Origin of the sequence: Streptomyces sp. MZ04 (genome assembly GCF_004684775.1) — a bacterium.
Classification (GTDB): Bacteria; Actinomycetota; Actinomycetes; order Streptomycetales; family Streptomycetaceae; genus Streptomyces.
Window position 1 is genome coordinate 1 of sequence record NZ_SRIC01000121.1, and the last position, 23,084, is coordinate 23,084.

Here is a 23,084-nt window from a genome sequence, read left to right on the forward strand (position 1 = left end):
GGTCAGGGGGTGGTCAGGGGGTGGTCAACGTCCAGACTGACGGCGCCTGTTGGTCGGTCGGGTACTGAAGCAGCCGCCCTTCAGCGGTGACATGCGCGGCCATACGCGTGATGGCGTTGATGAGCCGGTAGCCACCGGCGGTCTTCGTCAGCTGCCACCGCTGGAGCGTGTTCGCCGGGTCGCAGGTCTCCTCGGTGACGGCCGTGCCCGGCTGCAGCGGCACGTTGAGCGTGAGCTTGCCGCTGCGGGTCTCCAGGCACTTGCCGCCCGCCGCGGACTTGAGGGTGAGGTATCCGTCGGCGGTGCGCTTGATGTCGTACACGGCGGGATCCGCGTACCCCTTGGTGTCCTTGAGGGTGTACGTCCCGTCGGCCACAGCAGGCCGCGCCAGGTCCCGCCAACTGGGCGCGTGCCCCACGGAGTCGGCGCGCGCGGTGAAGTCCGCGTACGTCGGGTCGGGGTGCGCCGCGCCCCACGTGACCTGGGCGACATGGCTGAGCGGCATCGCCATGGCGGCCGCGACCTCGTTCTCGGTCTCGCCGCGGCCGTTGTCGGGCCACAGGCTGATCTTCGCCCCGGTGATGCCGTCCCGCGAGGCAAGCTTCTCGCCCTCGAAGCTGCGCGGGTCCCAGGCCTGGCCGTAGAGCGCCTTGGTGTTCGTGTGGAAGCCACCGCGCACGAGATAGAGGGCGTACGCGGCGTTCTGCAAGGGATAGCCCTGGGCGATGAGTCGGCTCGGCTTGGTCTTCACGTCCAGCCAGTGCTCGACGCTCGTCCCTGCGGCGACGGGCACGGTGTTCGCCCCGGTCAGGCCGTCGTTCCAGATGCGCAGTCGCTTGCCCTTGCCGGCCGCGTAGGCGTGCACCCGGTTGATGAAGTCGACGAAGGCGTCCTGCGGGGTCGCGTTCGCGCCGTACTTCTTCCGCGCGTACTCGAGGATGTGCGGGTATTTGGCGAAGTCGGAGCCGAGCATGTACTCGTCGGCTCCCATGTGCCAGGACGTGGCGGGGAACACCTCGGCGTACTCGTCGATGAGGCTCGTGTAGTAGGCGAAGGCCTCGTCCTTGGTGATGTCGAGGCGGGACGGCTGCGGCTTTCCGTCGGAGTCGGTGAGCTGGAGGTCGGCGCGGTTCTCGAGCCAAGGGTCCATGTGGCCCGGGGAGTTGATCTCGGGAACGATCGTGACGTGGTACTTCTCGCCGAGCGCGACGAGGCGGCGTATCTCGCTCTTGGTGTAGTAGCCCCAGCTGTTGGCCTCGGGGTGCTTGTCGCTCTTCACCTTCAGCTCGAGGAGCAGCTGGTTCTGCTTGTTGTACGCCATGTCGCGTACGAGGTTCTCCAGCCAGGGCGTCGAGATGTGGATGTAGCAGGCGCAGACGCCGACACCGCGCTCCTTGTACCGGGGCACGTCGACGGTGCGTCCTGCGGGCACGCGGTGGCCCTGGGCCAGGAGTTGGAGGAGGGTGCGGGTGCCGTAGAAGGCACCGGCCCCGGTCGCCCCGGTGATCTCCAGGCGTCCGCCCGCGCGGAGTTCGTACCCTTCGGCGCCGAGCGGCTTTCGGGCGGGGTCGACGTCGATCACGATGTCGCCGTCGCGCGGGGTGCCGTCGGACACCGGCACCCGGCCATCGCCCGCCGCGCGCAGATCGTCGGCGAGGGTGCGGGCGACCTGGCGGGCCGCCTGCCCATGGGCGACGAGGCGGGTGTCCGGACCGTAGGAGTAACTCCCCTCCCCCGGCGTCCAGTCGGTGAGCGCGGGGACGGTGCGGGGCGGGCCCGCGGCAGCCGACGGGACCGCATCGGCGGCGGCCGGGACCGATGCGGCGAGGAGCACCAGGGCGACCACGGTGCCGCGCAGCCGTCTCCGGTGCGGACGAGGGCTGGAGCGGGGGCGAGGCGCGAAGATCGAGCGCAGGACGGTCATGACGTCCGATGATTCAAGCGCCCTATAGGGGTGTCAATGCATAGCGCGCTGCGGGGACTTGGACATTTGCGCGAACCCATCGGATGAATCGCGAGAGTCCTTTACCGTCATGCACCCGGATCCAGACATTCCGCGCTATTACCCGCTTTATGGCTCGACGATCGATCACGGCTGATGCTTTCCTGACATGGTCACGGCAATGAGGGCGTGCGACGACGGCGAGTACGCGTACAACAAGGACGGCAGCAGCTGGGACGACGACCCGATGGAGTGGCGCTTCAACCAGGGGTCGGTGCCCGCCTATCTCGACGCCGAGATCATCAGGAACGAGATCACGGAGTCGGCCGACAACATCGACTTCGGCCGCAACAACTGCGGTCTCGGCGAGGACCTCGACTCCGACGACGCGACGTACGAAGGCACCACGGACGACGGGACCAACGTCGGCACCGACACGTGCGAGGACGACGACGGCGACAACGTCGTCGCGTTCGGCGACCAGCCCGCCCAGCGGCTCGCGGGCACGTGCGCGTACGAGTCGTGGTGGTCCGGCTGGTACATCGACGAGGCCGACGTCGAGATCAACGACAACCAGAGCGAGGTCGCGTTCCCGCGGGCCGGGACTCCGTGCCTCAGCGAGTACTACCTGGAGTCGACGATGACGCACGAGTTCGGCCACGCCTTCGGCCTCGGCCATGTGCCGAGCGGCCACGAGAACCTGACGACGGCGCCGACCGCGGACATCTGCGGCAACGACAAGAGCCACCTGGGCAAGGGCGACTACAACGGCCTGCGCGAACTCGAGGTCACGGACTGAGACTCTCGAAGTCACGGACTGAGCGCCGTGCGCCCCCGCCGATCCAGGCGGGGGCACACGGCGAAGCGGCCGGATCAGTCGATACCGGGGAGGATGTGCGGCTCCGCGAGGTCGTCCTCGTAGCCGGCAAGGCGGATCGGGGCCGCCTTGGCCCACGAGTCCAGGTTGCTGAGCTTGCGTGGCCGTCCGGCCCGCTCACCGCCTCGCTCCGCCGGTCGCTTTTCCTGCTTCGTCAGATCTGGTGTCACCGCGCACTCCTTTGTGTCGCGTAACGGAAGGACAAGGGCAATTCGGTCGCGGTGGCGCCGTTTCTCGGGCGGGACCGCGGCCATGGTTGCGAGCCTGTCCCGGGGCGGCATGGGGGAGCTCGTAGATCCCTTGAGGCCGTCCGTTCGCCCCAGGTTAACCAAATGAGCGAGCCCGCGCTCGATGGGTATAGCCGAAGGGGTGGATTTCAGACAGTTGGTGACGGTGTGGGGGCGGCGGGCAGCGTGCCCTGAACTCCCCGTCGGGGTCCGGACCATGGGCCTTTGGGGGACTTCGTGGGACCGTACGCGGATGACGTCACGGTCGGATCAGGAGTGTGCGGTAGCTCTCACAACCGGAGCCTCCCGAGGCATCGGACTCGCGGTGGCGCACGCCCTCGCGGAGTCCGGACACCGCCTGGTGATCACCGCCCGCGACCCGGACGCGCTGCGGACCGCGGTCGCCGCTCTGCGCGCACAGGGCGCGGAGGTCGTCGGGCTCGCGGGCGACGTGGCCGACCCCGGTCACGCGGAGGCCTGCGTGGCCCTGGCGGTACGGGAGTTCGGGCGGCTTGACGTCCTGGTGAACAACGCCGCGACGAACGCCCCCTACGGCACGCTGATGGACGTCGACCTCACGCGGTGGCGCGACGCCTTCGCCCTGAACGTCGAGGCCGCGCTGCGCCTGACACGGCTGGCCTGGCGGGCCTGGATGGGCGAGCACGGCGGCCGCGTGGTCAACGTCTGCTCGGAGGGCGCATCCCATGTGGGGCCGCACGTGGGCGCGTACGGCACGACCAAGGCGGCCCTGCTGCACCTGACCGCCCAACTCGCGGGCGAGTTGGCCCCTTTGGTGCGGGTCAACTCGGTCTCCCCGGGCCTGGTGCGCACCGAACTCGCCCGCTTCGTCTGGGACGGCGCCGAGGAGCGGCTCGCCGCGAGCCTGCCGCTCGGCCGCATCGGGGAACCGCAGGACGTGGCGCGGGCCGTCGCATGGCTCGTGTCCGACGCGGCCGAATGGGTGACGGGGGCGGACCTCCTGGTGGACGGCGGCACGAGGGTGCGGGCCGCCGCGGCCGGTGCGAGCGCCCCGTACGCCGTGCACGAGCGGCTGCGCGCCGCGTCGGGCGAGGCCTGACGCGACGGCCGGACGAAGACGACGAGCCGAAGGACCAGGAACCGGCCGATCCCCGCGAGCCCGGAGGCCCCGAGATAGACGGCCTGCCCACAGAGGGCGCCGGGCTCCGGGCGTAGGCAGTGCAGGACGCCCACCGCGAGGGTCGTCACGGCGTACGCGGCAGCCGCGGTTCCGGCGCTCTGCAGATGGGTGCGCAGCCGGCCGCCGCCGCGCACCCCGAAGGTGAAGCGTCCGTGCAGTTCGGTGGCGAGCACGGTCGACGCGACGGTGACCAGCGCGTTGGCCAGTGCCCACGGCAGCCAGGACGCCACCAGGACGACCGCACCGCTGGAGACGACACCGATCCCGCCGCCGCACACCACGAAGCGCGCGAAGGTGGCGAGGGGGCCGGGAGATGCGGGCAGGTGGCGTGCCGCTCTCTGCGTCATGACGGAAACCATACGGCCGTCTATGACGCTTGTATAGGTCGTCCGTATAAGACGGCCGTTTATCGGGAGTGTGTCCTACCACTTGCCCGGTGCGTAGTCCTTCAGGAAGACGCCGAACAGGTCCTCGCCCGCCTCGCCGCGCACGATCGGGTCGTAGACCCGGGCCGCGCCGTCGATCAGGTCCAGCGGGGCGTGGAAGCCCTCCTCGGCGAGGCGCAGCTTGTCGTAGTGCGGGCGCTCGTCGGTGATCCAGCCGGTGTCGATCGACGTCATGAGGATGCCGTCGGTCTGGAACATCTCCTGGGCGCTGGTCCGCGTCACCATGTTCATCGCGGCCTTCGCGGCGTTCGTGTTCGGGTGGCCCGCGCCCTTGTAGCCGCGGCCGAAGACGCCCTCCATCGCCGAGACGTTGACGACGTAGGCGCGGCCGCTCGATGCCTTCGTCGCCGCGGCGGCCATCGCCGAACGCAGCGCGCTGATCAGGATGAACGGCGAGGTGTAGTTGCACAGCTGGGTCTCGAGGAGCTCCACCGGGGAGATCTGCTCGATGGTCTGCACCCACGTGTTGCTGTCGACGACGTCCGGGACGAGGCCGCCCGCGTCGATGGCGGTGCCGTCGAGGTGCCGGGCGACGCTGGCGTTGCCCGCCACGAGGGCGAGGTCGGCGACCTTCTGCGCGTCGATGCCGCTGGTGCCGACGGGCAGCGCGGCCAGGCCGTCCACCGCGCCGGAGTTGAAGGCGCCGATGACGGAGTGGGCGGGCAGCTCCCCGGCGGGCAGCGGCGCGCTCTCGCCGTCGACCAGGGCGGCGTACGCGGAGGGCAGGCGGCGCACGGTCTGCGTCGCGTTGTTGATCAGGATGTCGAGCGGTCCCGCCGCGGCGAGCTGCTCGGCGAGCGCGACGGACTGGGCCGGGTCGCGCAGGTCGATGCCGACGACCTCGAGGCGGTGCAGCCAGTCCGCCGAGTCGTCCATCGCCTTGAAGCGGCGGATGGCGTCCTTGGGGAACCGCGTCGTGATGGTGGTGTGGGCGCCGTCGCGCAGGAGGCGCAGCGCGATGTACATGCCGATCTTGGCGCGGCCGCCGGTGAGCAGCGCGCGCTTGCCGGTGAGGTCGGCGCGGGCGTCGCGCTTGGTCCGGTTCAGGCGGGCGCAGTCCGGACAGAGCTGGTGGTAGAAGTAGTCGACTTCCACGTACCGGGTCTTGCAGGTGTAGCAGGAGCGCGGGCGCTGGAGTATCCCGGCCAGCCTGCCCTCCTCGGTCTGCGAGGAGGGCAGCAGGCCCTCGGTCTCGTCGTCGATCCGCTCGGCGGAGCCGGTCGCGGTGGCTTCGGTAACCGCCTTGTCGTGGGCAGTTTTGGCGGCCCTCCGCTCCTGGCGGCGGCGCTGCTTCACGGTCCGGTAGATGCCGGCCGTGGCGCGGCGCACCGCGATGGCGTCGGGGTGGTCGACGTCCAGCTTGTCGAGCTCGTCGAGCACGCTCAGGCAGACGGCGAGACGGTCGGGGTCGATACCGGGGCCGTACGTGACGGCCTCCTCGGCCGAACCGGCAGCCTCCAGGCTGTCTTCTGTCACCGTCATCGCCGCTGTCCTCGCGTCACTCATGCCGCGGCCGTCCGGGTGACCGCGAATGCTCCAAAGAAGAAGACTTTACGTAGCGACGGGCCCCTCTACCAAACCCGGGCCCTCGGCGCACACCGCGACGAGCCCCGCGAGCTCATCCCGCACGCTGCGCGCGAGAAGGTCCAGGTCGGGCACCGCGGCCGCATCCGCGACCAGACCGAAGTGCACCCGCCCCCGGTACGTCGACACGGCGACGGCCAGCGCCTGCCCCTGGGCCAGCGGCGCGAAGGGGTACACCTCGGTGAGCGGGCAGCCCCCGAGCCGCAGGCCGAGGCTGGGCAGCGGGACGCTGGTGACCAGGATGTCGAAGAGCAGCCGGGCGGCCTGGGCGACGACGGGGCCGCCGATGCGGTGGCCGAGCGGCGGCACATGATCGGCCAGCAGGGCGACCGCGCCCGCCCCGCGGTTCGGGCCCGCGTTCTTGTTGCGGTCCATGGCGGTGCGCACGGACCGCAGCCGCGCCAGCGGGTCCGGGTCGCCCACGGGCAGCCTGACGAGGTACCCCGAGAGCCGGTTGCCCGGCGGCTGTGCGCCGCGCGGCCTGCGCCGGGAGACGGGAACCAGGGCGCGCGGCTCCACGCCCTCGCTGCCGTCGCCCCGCTCGTCCAGCCAGCGGCGCAGGGCTCCGGCGACGACCGCGATCAGTACGTCGTTGACGGTGCCGCCCACGGTCTTGCGTACGCGGTGCACATCGTCCAGATCGAGCGGCACCCCCGCGGTGCGCCGGGTGCCGGTCGCGTCCGATGTGAACGCGTCCGATGAACGTACGCCCAAGGTGGCGCGGGCGACGGAGGTGCCGATGTCCAGGGCCTGCCCCACGTCGGCGACGGTGTCGCGGACCAGACCCGGCAGCTTGCGCGGGTCGGGCAGCCAGTCCCACCGGGAGGCGGCGGGCTCCTCGGGCACGGGGCGCGCGGTGGGCAGGTCGGTGGGGTCCATCACCGCCGCCGCGAGCATCAGGGCCCGCAGCCCGTCGGCGAGGGCGTGGTGGAACTTGAACAGCACGGCGAAGCGGGAGCCGTCCTCCGCCGGCAGCACATGCGCCTCCCACGGCGGCCTGCCGCGCTCCAGGGGCCGCTGCATCAGCGCGCCGGCCGCGGCGTGGAAGTCCGCCACGGGCTCGGCGAGTGCGACGTGGTCCTGCGGGTCGAAGCCGGGGGCTGCGGTGCGGGCGGCCCCGCCGACCGGCAGCCAGACGGACCGTATGCGCAGGCGAAGGCCCGGCACGGCGGTCGCCCTGGAGGCGAGGAGCTCGGCGGCACGCTCGGCCGCGCCGGGCGATTCGGCCTCGAAGACACCGAGGGCTCCCAGGTGCATGGGATGTTCGGCGGTCTCTATGTTCCAAAAGGCGAGGTCAAGGGGTGCGAGCAGGTCGGAGGTCGCAGCGGTCCGAGTCGTCGTCGTCACGTGTCTGCTCTCGCGTCGAGGGCGGTGCGGGGGATGGGGGTGGAGCGAGCAGTCAATCGCCGTTGCGCGACTACGGTCAAGTACGATCAAGCTACGCACAGTTAACAACAGATTAAGGCCCGCCTCCCTGAGGAAGGCGGGCCTTGTGGGGCTGATGTGGCGTATCGATTACGTCACTCCAGCGGATTCACGACGGGTCACGTTCGACGGGTCACGTTCGACGGGTCACTTAAGCGCGGGCGGCGCCGCGTCCGCCGACGTGCCCCACGCGGAGGGCTTGTCGCCCACCGTGAAGGAGAGCTCGCGGGTGTCGCGGATGTCGTCGGTGGTCAGATACGTCTTGCCGTAGTCGGCGCCGTCCGTGCTCGCCGACTGGATGTACCGGTTGGTGTCCGAGGTGCCCGGCGCCTTCACCGTGAGGCGTCCGTTCGGGTAATAGCGGCGGTCGAGCGTCAGGTCGACGCGCTCGAAGACCGGCGTGGAAAGGCCCCAGGTGTCCGTGCCTGGCTGCACCGGGAAGACGCCGATCGAGGACAGCACGTTCCAGGCGGACATCGTGCCGAGGTCGTCGTTGCCGGTCATGCCGGTCGGGGCGTCCGTGAAGAGGGTCAGCGCGGCGTGCACCACGTCGGTCGTCTTCCACGGCCGGCCCGTCGAGAGGTACGTGTACGGCGCGATCAGGTCCGGCTCGTTCTGCGGGTTGTACTTGTCCGCGTTGTAGTAGTCGTAGGGGCCGTTCACCCACACCTCGCGCGCGGTCTTCGCCGGGTCCTTCAGGAGCTGCTCGTACGCGAAGAAGGAGTCGAGGCGGTCGTTGGTGGCCTGCTTGCCGCCGATCAGGCCGACCATGCCGGGCAGGTCCTGCGGGACGAGCCACTGGTACTGCCAGGACGTGCCCTCGTGGAAGCCCTCGCTCTTGGCCGGGTCGGCGGGGCCGGTGAAGGCGCCCTCCGCGTCCCGCGCACGGAAGAACCCGGTCGAACCGTCAAAGATCTTGCGGTAGTTCTGTGCACGGTCGGCATAGCGCTTCGCGTCGTCCCCGTGCCCCAGATCGCGGGCCATCTGACCGAGCATCGCGTCCGAAAGGGCGTACTCCAAGGTCGCGGAGGCGCCGTGGTCGTAATCGGAGTCGCCGGGCTTGGTGTGCGGGCGGCCCTTGATGTATGGCGCGAAACCGTCGCTCAAGTACTCCTTGTTGGCCTCGCGTCCGACGGGCGCGGAGTCGGCGGGCGGCACACCGTCCGCGTTCTTCTTCAGCGCTCGGTACGCCTCCTCCTCATGCCCCTCGAGAAGGCCCTGCTGGTAGGCGTTGGTGAGGAAAGGGGTGACCGGGTCGCCCGTCATGATGTTCGTCTCGACCGTGCCGTAGCCCCACTTGGGCAGCCAGCCGCTCTCCTCGTCGATCTTCAGGACGGAGAGCGCCATGTCGCGCGACTCATGCGGCGCGAGCAGCGCGAGCAGCTGCGCCTGGGTGCGGTAGGTGTCCCACAGGGACCAGTTCTGGTAGTACGTGAATCCCTTGGCCCGGTGGGTCTTCTGGTCCCAGCCCGTGTACCGGCCGTCGACGTCGCTGCCGATGTTCGGCGCGAGGAACGAGCGGTAGAGGGACGAGTAGAAGGTCCGGCGCACGGTCTCGCCGCCACCCTTGGCCTGTACGTCGTCGAGCCGGTCCTCCCAGGCCGCCTGCGCCGCCTTCGCGACACGGTCGTACGAACGCCCGCCCTCCGTACGGAGGTTGAGCGCGGCGCCCTTGGCATCGACGTACGACAGCGCGGTGGTCGCCTCGACCGTGCGGTCCTCGGAGGTGTCGAACCGGACGAAGGCGCCGTTGCGCTCGTCGCCCGCCGCCGACTCCTTCGAGCCCTCGGTGACCGTGTCGCCCTTCCAGGTGCCGGACGTGGTGAAGGGCCGGTCGAAGCGGGTGATCGTGTAGACCGTGTACGGCTTGGTGTCCTGGCAGAAGCCGCTGCCGGTGATCGCCGTGCGGACCGTACGGCTGTCGAGGATCTCCACCTTGGTGGAGCCGGTCTTGTGCAGCGACTGGCCCGCGTTGAGCAGGACGTTGGCCTTGTCGGTGGCGGGGAAGGTGTAGCGCTGGACGCCGGTGCGCTTCGTCGCGGTCAGCTCGGCGTCGATGCCGGACTTGAGGCCCACCTTGTACGAGCCGGGGCTCGCCTTCTCGTCGTCGTGGCTGAACTCCGCCGCGTACTGGGCGTAGTCCGTCTCCTTCACGTCGCCCGTGGTGGGCAGGACCGGCAGATCGCCGCCCAACCCGCAGCCGACACCGGAGAGATGCACGGTGGAGAAGCCGCGGATGTGGGTGTCGGAGTGGTCGTAGCCGGTGTTGTGGCCGGTGTCCGGGGAGAACTGGACCATGCCGAAGGGCACGGCCGCGCCGGGGTAGGTGTTCCCCTCGTTCTCGGTGCCGATGAACGGGTTGACCAGATCGGTCAGTCGACCGTCCGCCGCCGGAGCGGCCTGCGCCGCGGGAATGGCCAGGGCTCCCCCGAGAAGCGCGGCCGCAGCCACCGCCACCCCGGTACCGCGTAGCCGTGGGGTCCATCTCATGGGTGGAAACGCCTCCTTGGGCATCCTTGGACAACGTTGTCAAAGCGCCGAACGCGATCATTCTTCGGGCGTGGTGTCGCGCGCGTCAAGGGGTGGGAGACAACCGCGGCCCTCAGTCGGACCGCAGCCACACCCGTAGTGGTCCGATCGGGGTGAACCCCGCGCGCACGGCCGCGTCCAGGCTCTCGCCGCTCTCGTATCCGACGACGGGCAGGCCGGGCCAGAGCCGGGCGACTTCGGCGAGGCAACCGGCCCAGGCGGACTCCTCGCCGCCCGGGGCATCCCCACGGGCGAACAGGTTGGAGACGCCGACCACCGACTCGCTGCGGCTGACGACGGCGCCGGCGACGATCTCCCCCGCGGCGGACGCCCCGGCCAGGAACATCGTGTCGTCGGACAGCAACTCCGCGCGGAACAGGCCGCCGCCCTCCTCGCCGTCGGCCCAGGCCGTCTCCCACGCGGGCAGGGCGTCGGCGTCCGCGAGCGGGCCCCAACTCACGTACTGGGAAGGGGACATGCCCGCCTTGCCCACCGCGCCTGCCTTGTCCGCCGGACGGTGGATCCACTGCGCCTCGAAGAGCACCCAGAAGCCCAGCGGCGCCAAGTCCAGGCGGGCGAAGCTGTCCTTCACCGAGCAGCCGGGCGAGCCGGTGTCGATGCGGGACACCAGGTCGCCCGGCGACGCGTCGGGGGTGAGCGTCACGGCGTCGGGGTAGAGCGGCGGGGTGCGCCGCGCGCTCGTCCACGCCTCTCCCCCGAACTCGCCCGGCACGGCGTGCGCGCGGCAGACCGCGTCGCACCATTCGGCGTTGTTGCGGACCGCGGCCCGCACCGCCCGCTCGCGGCTCTCGTCATCCATGATCACGAGGTGATCGTGCCAAGCGTGCGGGCGCCCGTCTATGGGATTTGCGCTCCGGTCCACGGGATTAGGCGCTCCGGCCCGCGCGGGCCGGAGCGCCACACCGCCTCCTCCGTGTACGTCGCCGGATCCACGTCCACGTAACTCTGCTGGACCGACCAGGCGTGCCCCGGCACCGCGAGCCCCAGGCCGCCGTACTCCCCATTGACCAGGGCCCGTTCGCCGTCGGGGTGCGGCGGCAGCGCCGGGCTCGGATAGCCGTGCTCGTCCATGATGTCGCCCGTGCCGCCGTCGGCCCCGAGGTTGAGGCCCGACATCCCGTTGACCAGGCGGGTCGGGTCCCAGGACTTGGCCTGGTCGGCGATCCGGCCCTGGTCGTACTGGCCCCAGCCCTCGTTGAAGGTGACCCACATGACGATCGAGGGGTGGCTCGCGTGCTCGTCGATCATCTGCTTCATCTCACGCTCGTACTCGGCACGGGCGGCCGTGTCAGGGGTGCGTCCCGCGCTCATCGACGGCATGTCCTGCCACACCATCAGGCCCAGCTTGTCCGCCCAGTAGAACCAGCGGTCGGGCTCCACCTTGATGTGCTTGCGGACCGAGTTGAAGCCCATCTGCTGGTGCATTCTCAGGTCGTACGCGAGTGCCTCGTCGGTCGGCGCGGTGTGCAGTCCGTCCGGCCAGAAGCCCTGGTCGAGCGTGCCCATCAGGAAGGTGGGCTTCCCGTTGAGGACCGTGCGCGGGATGCCGTTCACCTTCTCCACGGCGATGGAGCGCATCCCGAAGTAGCTCGCGACCCGGTCGCTGCCGACGGTCACCTTCAGGTCGTAGAGGAAAGGGTCGTCGGGCGACCAGAGGCGCGGCTCGGCGATCTTCAGCTTCAGCGGTTCGCCCGTGCGTCCGCTCGCCTCCGCGACCTTGGTCTTCCCCTCGTACGCGACTGCCTTGACCGGCACGCCGTCGCGCACGCCCTTGGGCTCGACGGTGAGCTCCTTGGCGGCCACGTCGGGGGTGAGTTTGAGCGAGTCGACATGGTCGGTGGCCACCGGCTCCATCCACACCGTCTGCCAGATGCCGGACGACGGGGTGTACCAGATGCCGCTGGGGTCCAGGCGCTGCTTGCCGACGGGCGGGTTCTCGCCGTCCTTGGAGTCGGTCGGGTCGTAGACGCCGACGATCAGCTCCTGGGTGCGGCCCGGCTTCAGGGCCTTGGTGATGTCGGCGCTGAACTTGTCGTAGCCGCCCTTGTGTTCGGCGACCTTGGTGCCGTTGACGTACACCTCGGACTGCCAGTCGACGGCGCCGAAGTTGAGCCTGAGGCGCTTGCCGTCGCCGATCTTCCAGCCTTCGGGGACGGTGAAGGTCCTGCGGCAAGCGGTGACCGGCACCGTGATATCCGAGACACAGCCGAACAGGACCGGCGACGACGAACCACCCGCCGCGAACGCTCGGAGCGGCTCAGCGCGCTGGCCCAACAGCACGGCGCCCTGGTCACGTTGGTGGTCGCCGTCATCGTGGCGTCCCTCAGCTTCGACACCTTCCTGAGCGGTGACAACCTCGAGAACATGGCGGTCTCCTCCGCCTTCCTCGCCGTCGTCGCGCTCGGCATGACGTTCGTCATCGTCACCGGCGGAATCGACCTCTCCGTGGGCTCCCTGTTCGCACTGGGCGGGGTGCTCGCGGCGTGGGGTTCGCGGTACGGGACGGCGGTGGCGCTGCTCCTGCCGCTCGCCGTCTGCGGACTCGTCGGGCAAGCTGCTCGGCATCGGCGCTCCCGTCTGGATCACCCTGGTCCTGTTCGTCGCGGGCGCGGTCGTCCTGCGTCGCAGCCGCTTCGGCCAGTATGTGTACGCGGTCGGCGGCAACGAGGACGCGGCGGCGCTGATGGGCGCCCCCGTGGCGCGTACGAAGATCACCGTGTACGTCCTGTCCGGGCTCTGCGCGGGTCTGGCGGGCGCGCTCAACGCGGCCTGGCTGGTCTCCGGCGTCACCATCCTCGGCTCGGGCATGGAGCTGGAGGCGATCTCGGCGGTCGTCATCGGCGGCACGCTGCTGACCGGCGGCTTCGGTTTCATCAGTGGGTCGCTCGTCGGCGTACTGCTCCTGAAGGTGATCCAGAACGTGATCAACCAGATCGGCTCGCTGGACTCCGCCTACCAACAGGTCGTCAGCGGGGCCTTCCTGGCGGTCGTCGTGATCGCGCAGACCTGGCTGGGGCGCAGACGGCGCGTCCTATAAGGGCACGACCTGCGCCTTTCCCAGGGCGATCACACCGCCCTTGGACACCGTGTAGAGCTCCTGGTCCCGTTCGGGGTTGACGCCGATCGTCGCGCCGGGCGGGACGTCCACGTTCTTGTCGAGGACGGCGCCCCGGACCACGGCCCCGCGCCCGACGCGTACGTTGTCGTGCAGCACCGAGCCCTGCACGACCGCCCCCTCCTCGACCGTCACCCCGGGCGAGAGCACGGAGCGGGTGACCTGGCCGCGGATGACGGAGCCGGGGCTGACGATGGACTCGCTCGCGATGCCGCCCGCGCAGAACTTGGCGGGCGGCAGCCCGCCGGAGTGCGTGTAGATGGGCCAGCGCCGGTTGTCCAGGTTGAAGACCGGCTGGTCCGAGATCAGGTCCATGTGCGCTTCGTAGTACGCGTCGAGGGTGCCGACGTCCCGCCAGTAGCCGTGGTCGCGCGCGGTCTCGCCGGGGACGTGGTTGTCGTCGAAGTCGTACAGCTGGGCCAGGCCGCGCTCGGTGAGCATCGGCAGGATCGAACCACCCATGTCGTGCACGGAGTTGTCGTCCTCGGCGTCCTGCTGGAGCGCGTCGACGAGGGTCTTCGTGGTGAAGACGTAGTTGCCCATGGAGGCGAACACCTGGTGCGGGGAGCCGGGAAGTCCCGGCGGGTCGGCGGGCTTCTCCAGGAAGCGGTCGACCCGCGTGCCGTCCCGCGCGGGTGTGATGATGCCGAAGGACGACGCGTCGGCGCGCGGCACCCGGATCCCCGCGACCGTCACTCCGGCACCGCTCTCGAAGTGCCGGCCCAGCATCTGCCGGGGGTCCATGCGGTAGACGTGGTCGGCGCCGAACACCGCGATGTAGTCGGGCTGTTCGTCGTGGACGAGGTTGAGGGACTGCAGGATCGCGTCCGCGCTGCCCGAGTACCAGCGCGGGCCCAGGCGCTGCTGGGCCGGGACCGGGGTGACGTAGTTGCCGAGGAGGCTCGACATCCGCCAGGTCGTGGTCACATGCCGGTCGAGGGAGTGCGACTTGTACTGGGTCAGTACGCAGATCCGCAGGACGTCGCCGTTGACGAGGCTGGAGAGCACGAAGTCGACGAGGCGGTACGTGCCGCCGAACGTGACCGCTGGTTTGGCCCGGTCGGCGGTGAGGGGCAGCAGGCGTTTGCCCTCCCCGCCCGCCAGGACGATTCCGAGCACCGAAGGTCCACCGCGCATCGCGCCGCCCCCTGACTTGGGATCACTTGGACTCGAGTAACTCCTCGTACACGTGGGTCGTGCGCCGGGCGACCGCGTCCCAGCCGAACTCCCTCACCGCGCGCTCGCGTCCGGCGGCGCCCATGCGGGTCGCGGCGCGCGGATCGGCGATCAGGTGGTTCAGGGCGTGGGCGAGCCGCGTCTCGAAGGCCGCGGGTTCCGCTTCCTCGTACGGGACGAGGAGTCCTGTCTCCGCATCGGCGACGACCTCCGGGATGCCGCCGACGGCCGATGCCACCACCGGGGTTCCGCAGGCCATCGCCTCCAGGTTGACGATGCCGAGCGGCTCGTACACCGAAGGGCAGGCGAACACCCTTGCGTGGGTGAGGAGTTGGACGACCTGGGGGCGCGGCAGCATCTCCGGGATCCAGTGGACGGCCTCGCGCGCGTGGCTGAGCTCCTCGAAGAGGGTGCGGAACTCGGCGTCGATCTCCGGGGTGTCGGGGGCTCCGGCGCAGAGCACGAGCTGGGCGGCGGGGTCCAACTTGGCGGCGGCGCGCAGCAGATGGGGCACGCCCTTCTGCCGGGTGATGCGGCCGACGAACAGGACGTAGGGCCGCTCGGGGTCGATGCCGAGGCTCTCCAGGACGTCCGTGCCGGGGTCGGGGCGGTACAGGCCGGTGTCGATGCCGTTGTGGACGACGCGTACGCGGTCCGGGTCGACGGACGGGTAGCAGGCGAGGATGTCGGCGCGCATCCCGTGCGAGACGGCGATCACGGCGTCGGCCGACTCGACGGCGGTGCGCTCGGCCCAGCTGGACAGGGCGTATCCGCCGCCCAGTTGCTCGGCCTTCCAGGGGCGCAGGGGCTCCAGGGAGTGCGAGGTCATGACGTGCGGGACGCCGTGCAGGAGTTTGCCGATGTGGCCCGCGAGATTGGCGTACCAGGTGTGGGAGTGGACGAGGTCGCAGCCCGTGAGCGCGGCCGCCATGGAGAGGTCCACGGAGAGGGTGCGCAGGGCGTCGTTGGCGCCTTCGAGGGCCTCCCAGGCCTGGTGCCGCGTGAGTCCGTCGGCGGCGGTGTCCGGCTCTCCCCAGCAGTGCACGTCGACATCGATCAGGGAGCGCAACTCCCGTGCGAGGAACTCGACATGGACTCCGGCTCCGCCGTAGACATCCGGCGGATACTCCCGGGTGAGCAGTCCCACTCGCACGCAGAACCCCCCGTCCGTCCGCCCCTGCCGTCGGCCGTTCGCCCCCTCATGGTCACCCAGAAGCGCCCGGCGGGGAAGAGTCCCGCACGGACCTGTGGGGCGGCCGCTCGAAGCAGCAGTCGCCGCACAGGCCGCCGCCGGGGCACCGGTAGTAGAGGCAGCAGCTGCGGCGCCGGAAGGCCGTGCCGTCGAGGGTTCCGGTGCCGCGCAGGTCGGGGTGGGCGAAGAGTTCGGCGGCCAGGGCCAGCGCACGCTCGCCCACTTCGGTACGTCCCGTGCGGCGCGCCCAGGTGTGCAGTTCGCGGGCGGCGCCGGCGAGCGCGGAGCCCGCGTTGCCCCACAGCAGGCGGGCGGAGATGCGGTACCGGGAGCGCAGTGCGTCGGCCAGGGGCGCCAGATGGCTCTCCTGGACGGCGTCGCGGACGGCGGCCGCGTCGGCGGTCCTGCCCCGTACGTCGGTGAGCCACAGGTCGTCGGGCGAGCTGCCGTCGGCGTCCCAGTGCAGCAGCTCCGGGTCGAGGTCCGGCACCGCGCCGTGCAGCGCGGCCGACCCGAGCGCCACCGACCACAGCCGTGCCGCGAGGCCCAACTGCGCCACGGACACGGCCACGCGCTCATCGGGCGCGCCGAGCCGCGCGCCGACCTTGTCCACGCGGAACGCGAGGGGGCCGCCGGGGCCGCTGTCGCCCGCGTACACCCGTGCCAGAGGCGCCACTTGGGCGCCGCCCGGCGGTGTTCCCGTGCGCAGGGCGAAGAATCCGCCGACGGAAGCGACTTCGGCCAGGTCGATGTGGTGGTTGCCGACGTGGTGTTTCACGACAGCAGAGCCTAGAGCCTGTCCGATGGGTCAGGCCGGCCTTCGCGCCGGGCGCCGATTCACCAGGGCCGAGCGGGCCCTGGTGCGTGCAGCTGCAAGGCGGAGGGGTTGGCGCCGGGCGGCCCGGCAGCCCCTACGCGTCCCGGCGGAACAGCGCCGTCCACAGGAAGGGCTCACCGAAGTGCGCGGACTCGGGCGGCTCGTCGCGCATGCGGCGCAGTTCGACCTCCGTCAGGTCGGAGAAGATCCAGCGCAGGGACTCCGGTGTGTAGGCGAGACCGCCCTGGAGGCCGGACGCGCGGTAGAAGTCCGCGTCGGGCAGCTCGGAGCCCATCTCGCCGGTGGCGAAGCAGCTGAGGGCGAGATGGCCGCCGGGCGCGAGGGCGCGGTCGAGCAGGGCGAGGTAGCTGATGCGGCGATGCGGCGGCAGGTGGTGGAAGCAGCCCGAGTCGTAGATCAGGTCGTAGGGTCCGCCCAGCTCGTCCGGCGTGAGCTCGAAGGCGTCGCCGCAGTGGAAGCGGACGTCCGCGCCGGCCTCGCGGGCCCGTTCCTCGGCCCAGGCGACGGCCGTCGGGGAGAGGTCGACGGCGTCCACCCGGAAGCCCGCGGAGGCCAGGTGGAGGGCGTTGCGGCCCGGGCCACAGCCCAGGTCGAGGGCCCGTCCAGGCGTGATCAGGCCCCGGTCCAGGTACCCGACCAGGTTCTCGTCCGGCTTCGCCACGAAGAACGGCACCTGCCGCGAGCGGTCGTCGTAGAAGCCGTCCCACCAGTCCGCCGCGTCGGCGCTCCAGCGGTCCGCTTCCGGCGCGAACAGCCCGTCCAGGAGCTTCAGGACGTCGTCGACACTGCGTATGTTCCGGTGCATCCGGACCCCTTTCCACGAACGGAAATCGTATCGATGGGGAGCACGAAAGCCCAGGTCAGATGCTATGCGGCGAGAGCGTGAGCGGGTGTCTGGGGGCGGCAGGAGACGGGTGGCAGGCGGCACACCGGACCGCCCGCGCGCGGTCGCCCGGGGCGCGGCCAGGGGCCCGCACGGGGCCGTTCCCGGCTCCGTTCTCGGCTCTGTTTCGGAAGAATTTTCGAGATTCTGGATGATCCACCGAACTACCGCGTAACCCACCCTTGGGAGGACATCTGCCGGGTCGTACTCCATCGGCAGTAGGACCCATTGCCTGCTGAGGTACGACGACGTGGAGCCGAATCCGCGAGATCGTAGTGAGTATGGAAGCCGACCGTTCGTCGCGCCGGACGCCCCGGGCCCACAGGGCGTATCGCAGACCGTGGAGCACCTCATGAGTGCCCTCACGGTAGCCGTGCTGCTCTCCCTCGTATCCGCCGTCGCCTATGCGGGCGGGGCGATCCTTCAGGAGCGCGTCGCGGTGACCACGCCGGAACGGCGGTACGCCCCGCTGCGCCGCGGCATGTGGTGGGTCGCGATCGCGCTGAACGGCCTCGGTGCGCTGCTGCACGTGGTGGCGCTCGCGTACGGGCCGCTGAGCGTGGTGCAGCCGCTGGGCGCGCTGACCATCGTCTTCGCCCTGCCGATGGCCGCCGTCTTCGTACGCCGCAAGGCGGGGGCCACCGCGTGGCGCGGGGCGATCATGGCGACCGTGGGGCTCGCGGGCCTGCTGTCGCTGACCCAGGCCGCCGACAAGCAGTCCCTGGACAACGCCGAGCGGATCATGGTGGCGCTCGCCACCGGCGCCGCCGTCCTGGCACTGATGGCTCTCGCGCACGCCGCGCACCGGCATCCGGTGGTGCGCAGTGTGCTGCTGGCCGGCGCGGCGGGCGTGGCCTTCGGTATCGCCTCCGTGTTCACCAAGACCGTGGCGGTGGACTGGTCGGACAACGAACCGCTGACGCAGCAGCTGCCGGCCCTCGCGGTGATCGCCGTCCTCGCGGGCGCCGGAGTGCTCATCTCGCAGGCCTCGTACCGCGGTGCGGGACTCGCGGCGCCGCTGTCGACGGTGACGGTGGTGAATCCGGTCGTGGCGGCCACGGTGGGGCTCACGCTCTTCGGCGAATCGTTCCGCTACGGCGCCACAGGCACCGCCGTCGCGCTGGCCTTCGGGGTCGTCGCCGGGGGCGGACTGATCCTGCTGACCACGGAGCGGATCGGCGCGGAGGGCCGTCCGGCGAGCGTGCCGGTGGCCAGGGGCGGGCCCGTGGCCGCGGAGCCCGTCACGGAGGACGCCGGGGAGACCGTCGGGGACGCTGCGGAGACCGTCGCGGACGCCAAGGAGGTGCGGGTGCGCGAGCTGCCTGCGCTGCCTTCGCAGCCCACGCCCGAGCCGCACCGGCGCGTGCTGTTCCGCCACACCCGCCATCCCCGGGAACGCATCGGATCCTGAGGCTCGCTGAAACCCCCTGAGATCGCGGAAGCCCCCTGAATTCTCAGGGGGCTTCCGGCGTCTCGAGGGCGGCTCGAGAGCGTCGCTCAGATCTGCTCGAGGGCGTCGCTCAGATCCGTACGCCGCCCGCGCGCAGGTAGGCGAGCGGGTCGACGTCCGCTCCGAAGCCGGGCCCCGTCCGGATCTCGAAGTGCAGATGCGGGCCCGTGCTGTTGCCCGTGGACCCGGACCGGGCGATGCGCTGCCCGGCGCCGACCTTCTGCCCTGCCTTCACCGTGAGCGCCGAGAGATGGCCGTACTGGGAGTACTTGCCGTCGGTGTGCCGGATCACCACTTCGTAGCCGTATGAACCGCCCCAGCCGGACGACACGACCGTGCCCGCGGCGACGGCCTTCACGGAGGTGCCGGTGGCCACGGGGAAGTCGACTCCCGTGTGGTAGCCCTTCGACCAGGAACCGCCCGCCGCGCGGTAGGGCGTGCTGGGGGACGCGGCCACCGGGGCGGAGAAGCCCTGGGCGGCCTGGGCGGGCTTCGCCTTGCGGGGCTCGGCCTTCGGCTTCGGCTTCGGTTCGGCCCGCTGCTTGGGCTCGGCCTTCGGCTTCGGCTCGGCCTTCGGCTTGGGCTTGGGCTCCGTCCGCTGCTTCGGCTCGGTGCGGTGGCCCGCCCCCGGCTGCCCGCTCTTCTTCTGCGCGGTGTGCAGCGAGAGCCGCTGCCCCGGTGTGATCAGGTCGGGGTCGCCCCCGATGACCTCGCGGTTGGTGTCGTACAACTGCCGCCACCCGCCGCCGACTCGGCGCTCGTCGGCGATCCCGGAGAGCGTGTCGCCGCGGACGACGGTGTACATCCGGGCGGTGCCCGCGGTCGACTGCGGTGTCACCTCCGGCTTGACGTCCTTGACCTCGCGCTGGGGCGCCTTCGGGGCCTTGGAGGTCTTGGGGGCGCCCATCGGCGTGACGTCCGGGGCGTCGCCGCCCCGGGTCAGGCCCGCGCGGTCCGAGCAGACCGGCCAGGCTCCCGGCCCCTGCGCCTCGAGCACCTTCTCGGCGACGGCTATCTGCTGGTCCTTGGTGGCGCGGTCGGCGCGCGGGGCGTAGACCGTGCCGCCGTACGCCTCCCAGGTGGACTGCTTGAACTGGAGGCCGCCGTAGTAGCCGTTGCCGGTGTTGATGCTCCAGTTGTTGGTGGACTCGCACGCCGCGACCTTGTTCCAGGTGTCGACGTCGGCCGCGTCCGCCGTTCCGGTGCCGATCAGCGGAAGCGCCATCCCCGCGCCGCCCGCCGTGACGGTCAGCGACGCTCGGTTGATCCGGTTCGGCTGATACCGGCGGTGCCGGCCGCGTACGGCCATGAGAGCCCCCTCGGACACACACATCACAGTCAGTTCGGAACGTCAGTTCGGAACGTCAGGTCGGAACGTCAGGTCGGAACGCCGGGTCGGAACAGTCACATCAGACACACGACAAAGCGGCAAGTTAGCCGCTTCGACCGATCCATGACAAGGGTGCGATGCCGAGGGGACTCCCGCCGGTCATGTCGTCAAGTGCTCGGTGAGCCAACGGAGTTGGACACCCTGCTGGTAGGGGCCGCCGCCCTCGTGGTCGTTGAAGGCGTACACCTCCATCGACCGCTCGGCCCCCGCGTAGGCGTTGTGGGCGGCGAACACCGTGGACGGCGGGCACGTGAGGTCTTCCAGGGCCGCCGAGAAGAGCGCGGGCGCCCGGCCCCGCGCCGCGAAGTGCACGCCGTCGAAGTAGGAGAGTGTCTGAAAGACGCGCTCTTCGGAGCCGCGCCTTGCCTGCATATAGAGAGCGATCTCTCTATACGGCGGGCGGTCGGTGAGGGTCGTCGCGCGCGGGAAGTCGCACAGGAACGGCACGTCGGGCGCGATCGCCGCCAGGTCGGGGACGAGCCCGCCGACGGCGAGCGTGATCCCGCCGCCCTGGCTGCCGCCGACCGCGGCCACCCGCGAGCCGTCGACCAGCGGATGGGCGCGGGCCGCCTCGACGGCTCGTACGCCGTCGGTGAAGAGGCGCCGGTAGTAGTACTCGTGCGGGTCCTCGATGCCGCGCGTCATAAAGCCCGGATACGCGGGTCCACTGCCGACCGGATCCGGGGTGTCTCCCGACGAACCGCCGCTGCCCTGACCCCGGGTGTCCATCACGAAGTGCGCGAAGCCCGCCGCCGACCACAGCAGACGCTCGTGGGGCAGGCCGCGTCCGCCGCCGTAGCCGATGTACTGGACGACGGCGGGCAGCGGCTCGCTCGTCCCCGCGGGCAGGATCAGCCAGCCCTTGACGGGGTGGCCGCCGAACCCGGCGAACGTCACGTCGAAGACGTCGACCGTGCTCAGCGGGACGTCCACGGGGACGAAGCGCGCGTCCAGGTCGTGCTCGCGTGCGACCGAAAGGGTCTTCTCCCAGAACGCGTCGAAGTCCTCGGGCTCCGTCAGACCGGGGCGGTAGCGGCGAAGTTCGTCGAGCGGCATGTCGAAATGGGACACGGGCGGCTCCTTCGTCGGACACAGTGTCGGAATGTCACGCTACGCCGCGGGGCAATACTGACGAACACCTCCGACACTTCCACTTCCAGGAGCCACCGCATGAGCAGCACGTCAGCCCAGATCGGTGTCACGGGCCTCGCGGTCATGGGACGCAATCTGGCCCGCAACTTCGCCCGCAACGGCTATACGGTCGCCCTCCACAACCGCACGGCGGCCAGGACCCATGCCCTGGTCCAGGAGTTCGGCGACGAGGGCGACTTCATCCCCACGGAAACCGCCAAGGAGTTCGTCGCCGCGCTCGAACGCCCGCGCCGTCTGGTCGTCATGGTGAAGGCGGGTGAGCCCACGGACGCGGTGATCGAGGAGTTCGCCCCGCTCCTCGAAGAGGGCGACATGATCGTCGACGGCGGCAACGCGCACTTCGCGGACACCCGGCGCCGCGAGCGCGAACTGCGGGAGCAGGGACTCCACTTCGTCGGCACGGGTGTCTCCGGCGGCGAGGAGGGCGCGCTGCTCGGCCCGAGCATCATGCCGGGCGGCTCCGAGGAGTCGTACGCGGCGCTCGGCCCGATGCTGGAGCGGATCTCGGCGAAGGCCGAGGACGGCGCCCCCTGTGTCACGCACGTCGGCCCGGACGGCGCGGGGCACTTCGTGAAGATGGTGCACAACGGCATCGAGTACGCGGACATGCAGCTGATCGCCGAGGCGTACCAGCTCCTTCGCGACGTGGGGGGCTACTCCCCCGCGCAGATCGCGGACATCTTCCGCACCTGGAACACCGGCCGCCTGGACTCGTATCTGATCGAGATCACGGCGGAGGTCCTCAGCCACGTCGACGCGGAGACGGGCAAGCCGTTCGTGGACGTGGTGCAGGACCAGGCCGAACAGAAGGGCACGGGCCGCTGGACGGTGCAGATCGCCCTTGATCTGGGCGTGCCGGTGTCGGGCATCGCCGAGGCGGTGTTCGCCCGCTCGCTCTCTGGGCACACCGAACTGCGGGCGGCGTCACGGGACTTGCCGGGCCCCGCGGCGAAGCCGCTCGGCGAGGCGGAGGCGCGGGCGTTCGCCGACCAGGTCGAGCAGGCGCTGTACGCCTCGAAGATCGTGTCGTACACGCAGGGCTTCCACAAGATCGTGGCGGGCAGCGCGGAGTACGGCTGGGACATCGACCTGGGCGCGGTCGCCTCCATCTGGCGCGGCGGCTGCATCATCCGGGCCGCCTTCCTCGACCGCATCCGCGCCGCCTACGACGCCCGTCCCGACCTGCCGAGCCTGCTCTCGGACGCGACGTTCGCGCAGGAGATCGGCGCGGCCCAGGACGACTGGCGCGCGGTCGTGGTCGCCGCCACCCGGCAGGGCGTCCCCACGCCGGGCTTCTCGGCGGCCCTCGCCTATTACGACGCGCTGCGCGCGGACCGGCTTCCGGCCGCGCTGACGCAGGGGCAGCGGGACTTCTTCGGGGCGCACACCTATCGGCGTACGGACCGTGAGGGGTCGTTCCACACGCTGTGGGGCGGTGACCGCTCGGAGGTGCGGTCCTAGGGCCTGTCCGATGGGTCCTGCCGGGGTCGCGACCCGGCCCTGATCAATCGGCACCCGGCGCGAAGACCGGCCTGACCCACCGGACAGGCCCTAGATGGTTGATGCGCTTTGGCTCTGTCCGGAATGACGGAGAGTGCCCAGAATCGGTGGTGTAGAACACTGGCTCGACCCGTGGGGCGCGCTGTGAACACCGATCTGGACACTCTCCTGACCGCAC

Annotated in this window: 16 protein-coding genes and 2 pseudogenes; 5 read left to right on the forward strand and 13 right to left on the reverse strand. The window is 70.8% G+C overall.

The window, feature by feature from the left end:
- Positions 1 to 13: 13 nt before the first annotated feature.
- Positions 14 to 1,924, reverse strand: coding sequence for a family 20 glycosylhydrolase (locus E2651_RS23675; RefSeq protein WP_135333220.1), 1,911 nt, complete (start codon positions 1,922 to 1,924; stop codon positions 14 to 16).
- Between the two features lie 187 nt (positions 1,925 to 2,111).
- Here E2651_RS23675 and E2651_RS23680 point away from each other — a divergent pair, with 187 nt between their 5' ends.
- Positions 2,112 to 2,741: a matrixin family metalloprotease gene (locus tag E2651_RS23680; protein WP_135333221.1), complete on the forward strand. Its 630-nt coding sequence runs from the start codon at positions 2,112 to 2,114 to the stop codon at positions 2,739 to 2,741.
- Positions 2,742 to 2,815: 74 nt separating this feature from the next.
- Here the strand turns inward: E2651_RS23680 and E2651_RS44090 are convergent, their stop codons facing one another.
- Positions 2,816 to 2,989, reverse strand: coding sequence for a hypothetical protein (locus tag E2651_RS44090; RefSeq protein ID WP_167828876.1), 174 nt, complete (start codon positions 2,987 to 2,989; stop codon positions 2,816 to 2,818).
- Between the two features lie 310 nt (positions 2,990 to 3,299).
- On the opposite strand from E2651_RS44090, the gene E2651_RS23685 reads away from it, so the two are divergent.
- The gene (locus E2651_RS23685; protein ID WP_135333222.1) at positions 3,300 to 4,124 is read left to right on the forward strand and encodes an SDR family oxidoreductase; all 825 of its coding nucleotides are present in this window, start codon (positions 3,300 to 3,302) and stop codon (positions 4,122 to 4,124) included.
- A 503-nt stretch (positions 4,125 to 4,627) separates the two neighbouring features.
- On the opposite strand, the gene E2651_RS23695 is transcribed toward E2651_RS23685, so the two are convergent.
- The 5 genes and pseudogenes from E2651_RS23695 to E2651_RS23715 all read right to left on the reverse strand — a co-directional run.
- Positions 4,628 to 6,133, reverse strand: a complete 1,506-nt coding sequence (locus E2651_RS23695; RefSeq protein ID WP_135333223.1) for an SDR family NAD(P)-dependent oxidoreductase — start codon at positions 6,131 to 6,133, stop codon at positions 4,628 to 4,630.
- Between the two features lie 69 nt (positions 6,134 to 6,202).
- Positions 6,203 to 7,582, reverse strand: a complete 1,380-nt coding sequence (locus tag E2651_RS23700; protein WP_135333224.1) for a wax ester/triacylglycerol synthase family O-acyltransferase — start codon at positions 7,580 to 7,582, stop codon at positions 6,203 to 6,205.
- A gap of 225 nt (positions 7,583 to 7,807) precedes the next feature.
- Positions 7,808 to 10,150 (reverse strand): GH92 family glycosyl hydrolase, encoded by a 2,343-nt coding sequence (locus E2651_RS23705; protein ID WP_135333225.1) that lies wholly within the window; start codon positions 10,148 to 10,150, stop codon positions 7,808 to 7,810.
- A gap of 112 nt (positions 10,151 to 10,262) precedes the next feature.
- Entirely contained in the window at positions 10,263 to 11,009 is a 747-nt protein-coding gene (locus tag E2651_RS23710; protein WP_135333226.1) for a hypothetical protein, read from the reverse strand.
- A gap of 107 nt (positions 11,010 to 11,116) precedes the next feature.
- A pseudogene (locus tag E2651_RS23715) lies at positions 11,117 to 12,490 on the reverse strand (sugar-binding domain-containing protein); the annotation flags it as partial.
- Here E2651_RS23715 and E2651_RS23720 point away from each other — a divergent pair.
- Positions 12,404 to 13,247, forward strand: a pseudogene (locus tag E2651_RS23720) (ABC transporter permease). The pseudogenes E2651_RS23715 and E2651_RS23720 overlap by 87 nt on opposite strands.
- On the opposite strand, the gene glgC reads toward E2651_RS23720, so the two are convergent.
- The 4 genes from glgC to E2651_RS23740 form a co-directional block, all read right to left on the reverse strand.
- Complete coding sequence (gene glgC, locus E2651_RS23725) at positions 13,242 to 14,462, reverse strand: glucose-1-phosphate adenylyltransferase (RefSeq protein ID WP_135333227.1); 1,221 nt, start codon at positions 14,460 to 14,462, stop codon at positions 13,242 to 13,244. The pseudogene E2651_RS23720 and the gene glgC sit on opposite strands and share 6 nt — an antisense overlap.
- 22 nt (positions 14,463 to 14,484) lie before the next feature.
- Positions 14,485 to 15,654 carry a glycogen synthase gene (gene glgA / locus E2651_RS23730; RefSeq protein WP_167828877.1) on the reverse strand — a complete coding sequence of 390 codons (1,170 nt, stop codon included), beginning with the start codon at positions 15,652 to 15,654 and terminating at the stop codon, positions 14,485 to 14,487.
- A gap of 52 nt (positions 15,655 to 15,706) precedes the next feature.
- Positions 15,707 to 16,471 (reverse strand): IucA/IucC family C-terminal-domain containing protein, encoded by a 765-nt coding sequence (locus E2651_RS23735; protein ID WP_245239135.1) that lies wholly within the window; start codon positions 16,469 to 16,471, stop codon positions 15,707 to 15,709.
- A gap of 133 nt (positions 16,472 to 16,604) precedes the next feature.
- Entirely contained in the window at positions 16,605 to 17,336 is a 732-nt protein-coding gene (locus tag E2651_RS23740) for a class I SAM-dependent methyltransferase (protein ID WP_135333228.1), read from the reverse strand.
- Positions 17,337 to 17,766: 430 nt separating this feature from the next.
- Here E2651_RS23740 and E2651_RS23750 point away from each other — a divergent pair, with 430 nt between their 5' ends.
- A complete protein-coding gene (locus E2651_RS23750; protein ID WP_135333230.1) occupies positions 17,767 to 18,825 on the forward strand; it encodes a DMT family transporter in 1,059 nt (352 codons plus the stop codon).
- A gap of 109 nt (positions 18,826 to 18,934) precedes the next feature.
- On the opposite strand, the gene E2651_RS23755 is transcribed toward E2651_RS23750, so the two are convergent.
- Both E2651_RS23755 and E2651_RS23760 read right to left on the reverse strand, forming a co-directional pair.
- The gene (locus E2651_RS23755) at positions 18,935 to 20,173 is read right to left on the reverse strand and encodes a transglycosylase family protein (RefSeq protein ID WP_135333231.1); all 1,239 of its coding nucleotides are present in this window, start codon (positions 20,171 to 20,173) and stop codon (positions 18,935 to 18,937) included.
- Positions 20,174 to 20,353: 180 nt separating this feature from the next.
- Positions 20,354 to 21,325 (reverse strand): acetylxylan esterase, encoded by a 972-nt coding sequence (locus E2651_RS23760; RefSeq protein WP_135333232.1) that lies wholly within the window; start codon positions 21,323 to 21,325, stop codon positions 20,354 to 20,356.
- Positions 21,326 to 21,424: 99 nt separating this feature from the next.
- Between E2651_RS23760 and gndA the strand changes: the two genes are divergently transcribed.
- Positions 21,425 to 22,867, forward strand: a complete 1,443-nt coding sequence (gene gndA, locus E2651_RS23765) for an NADP-dependent phosphogluconate dehydrogenase (protein WP_135333233.1) — start codon at positions 21,425 to 21,427, stop codon at positions 22,865 to 22,867.
- Positions 22,868 to 23,084: the final 217 nt, after the last annotated feature.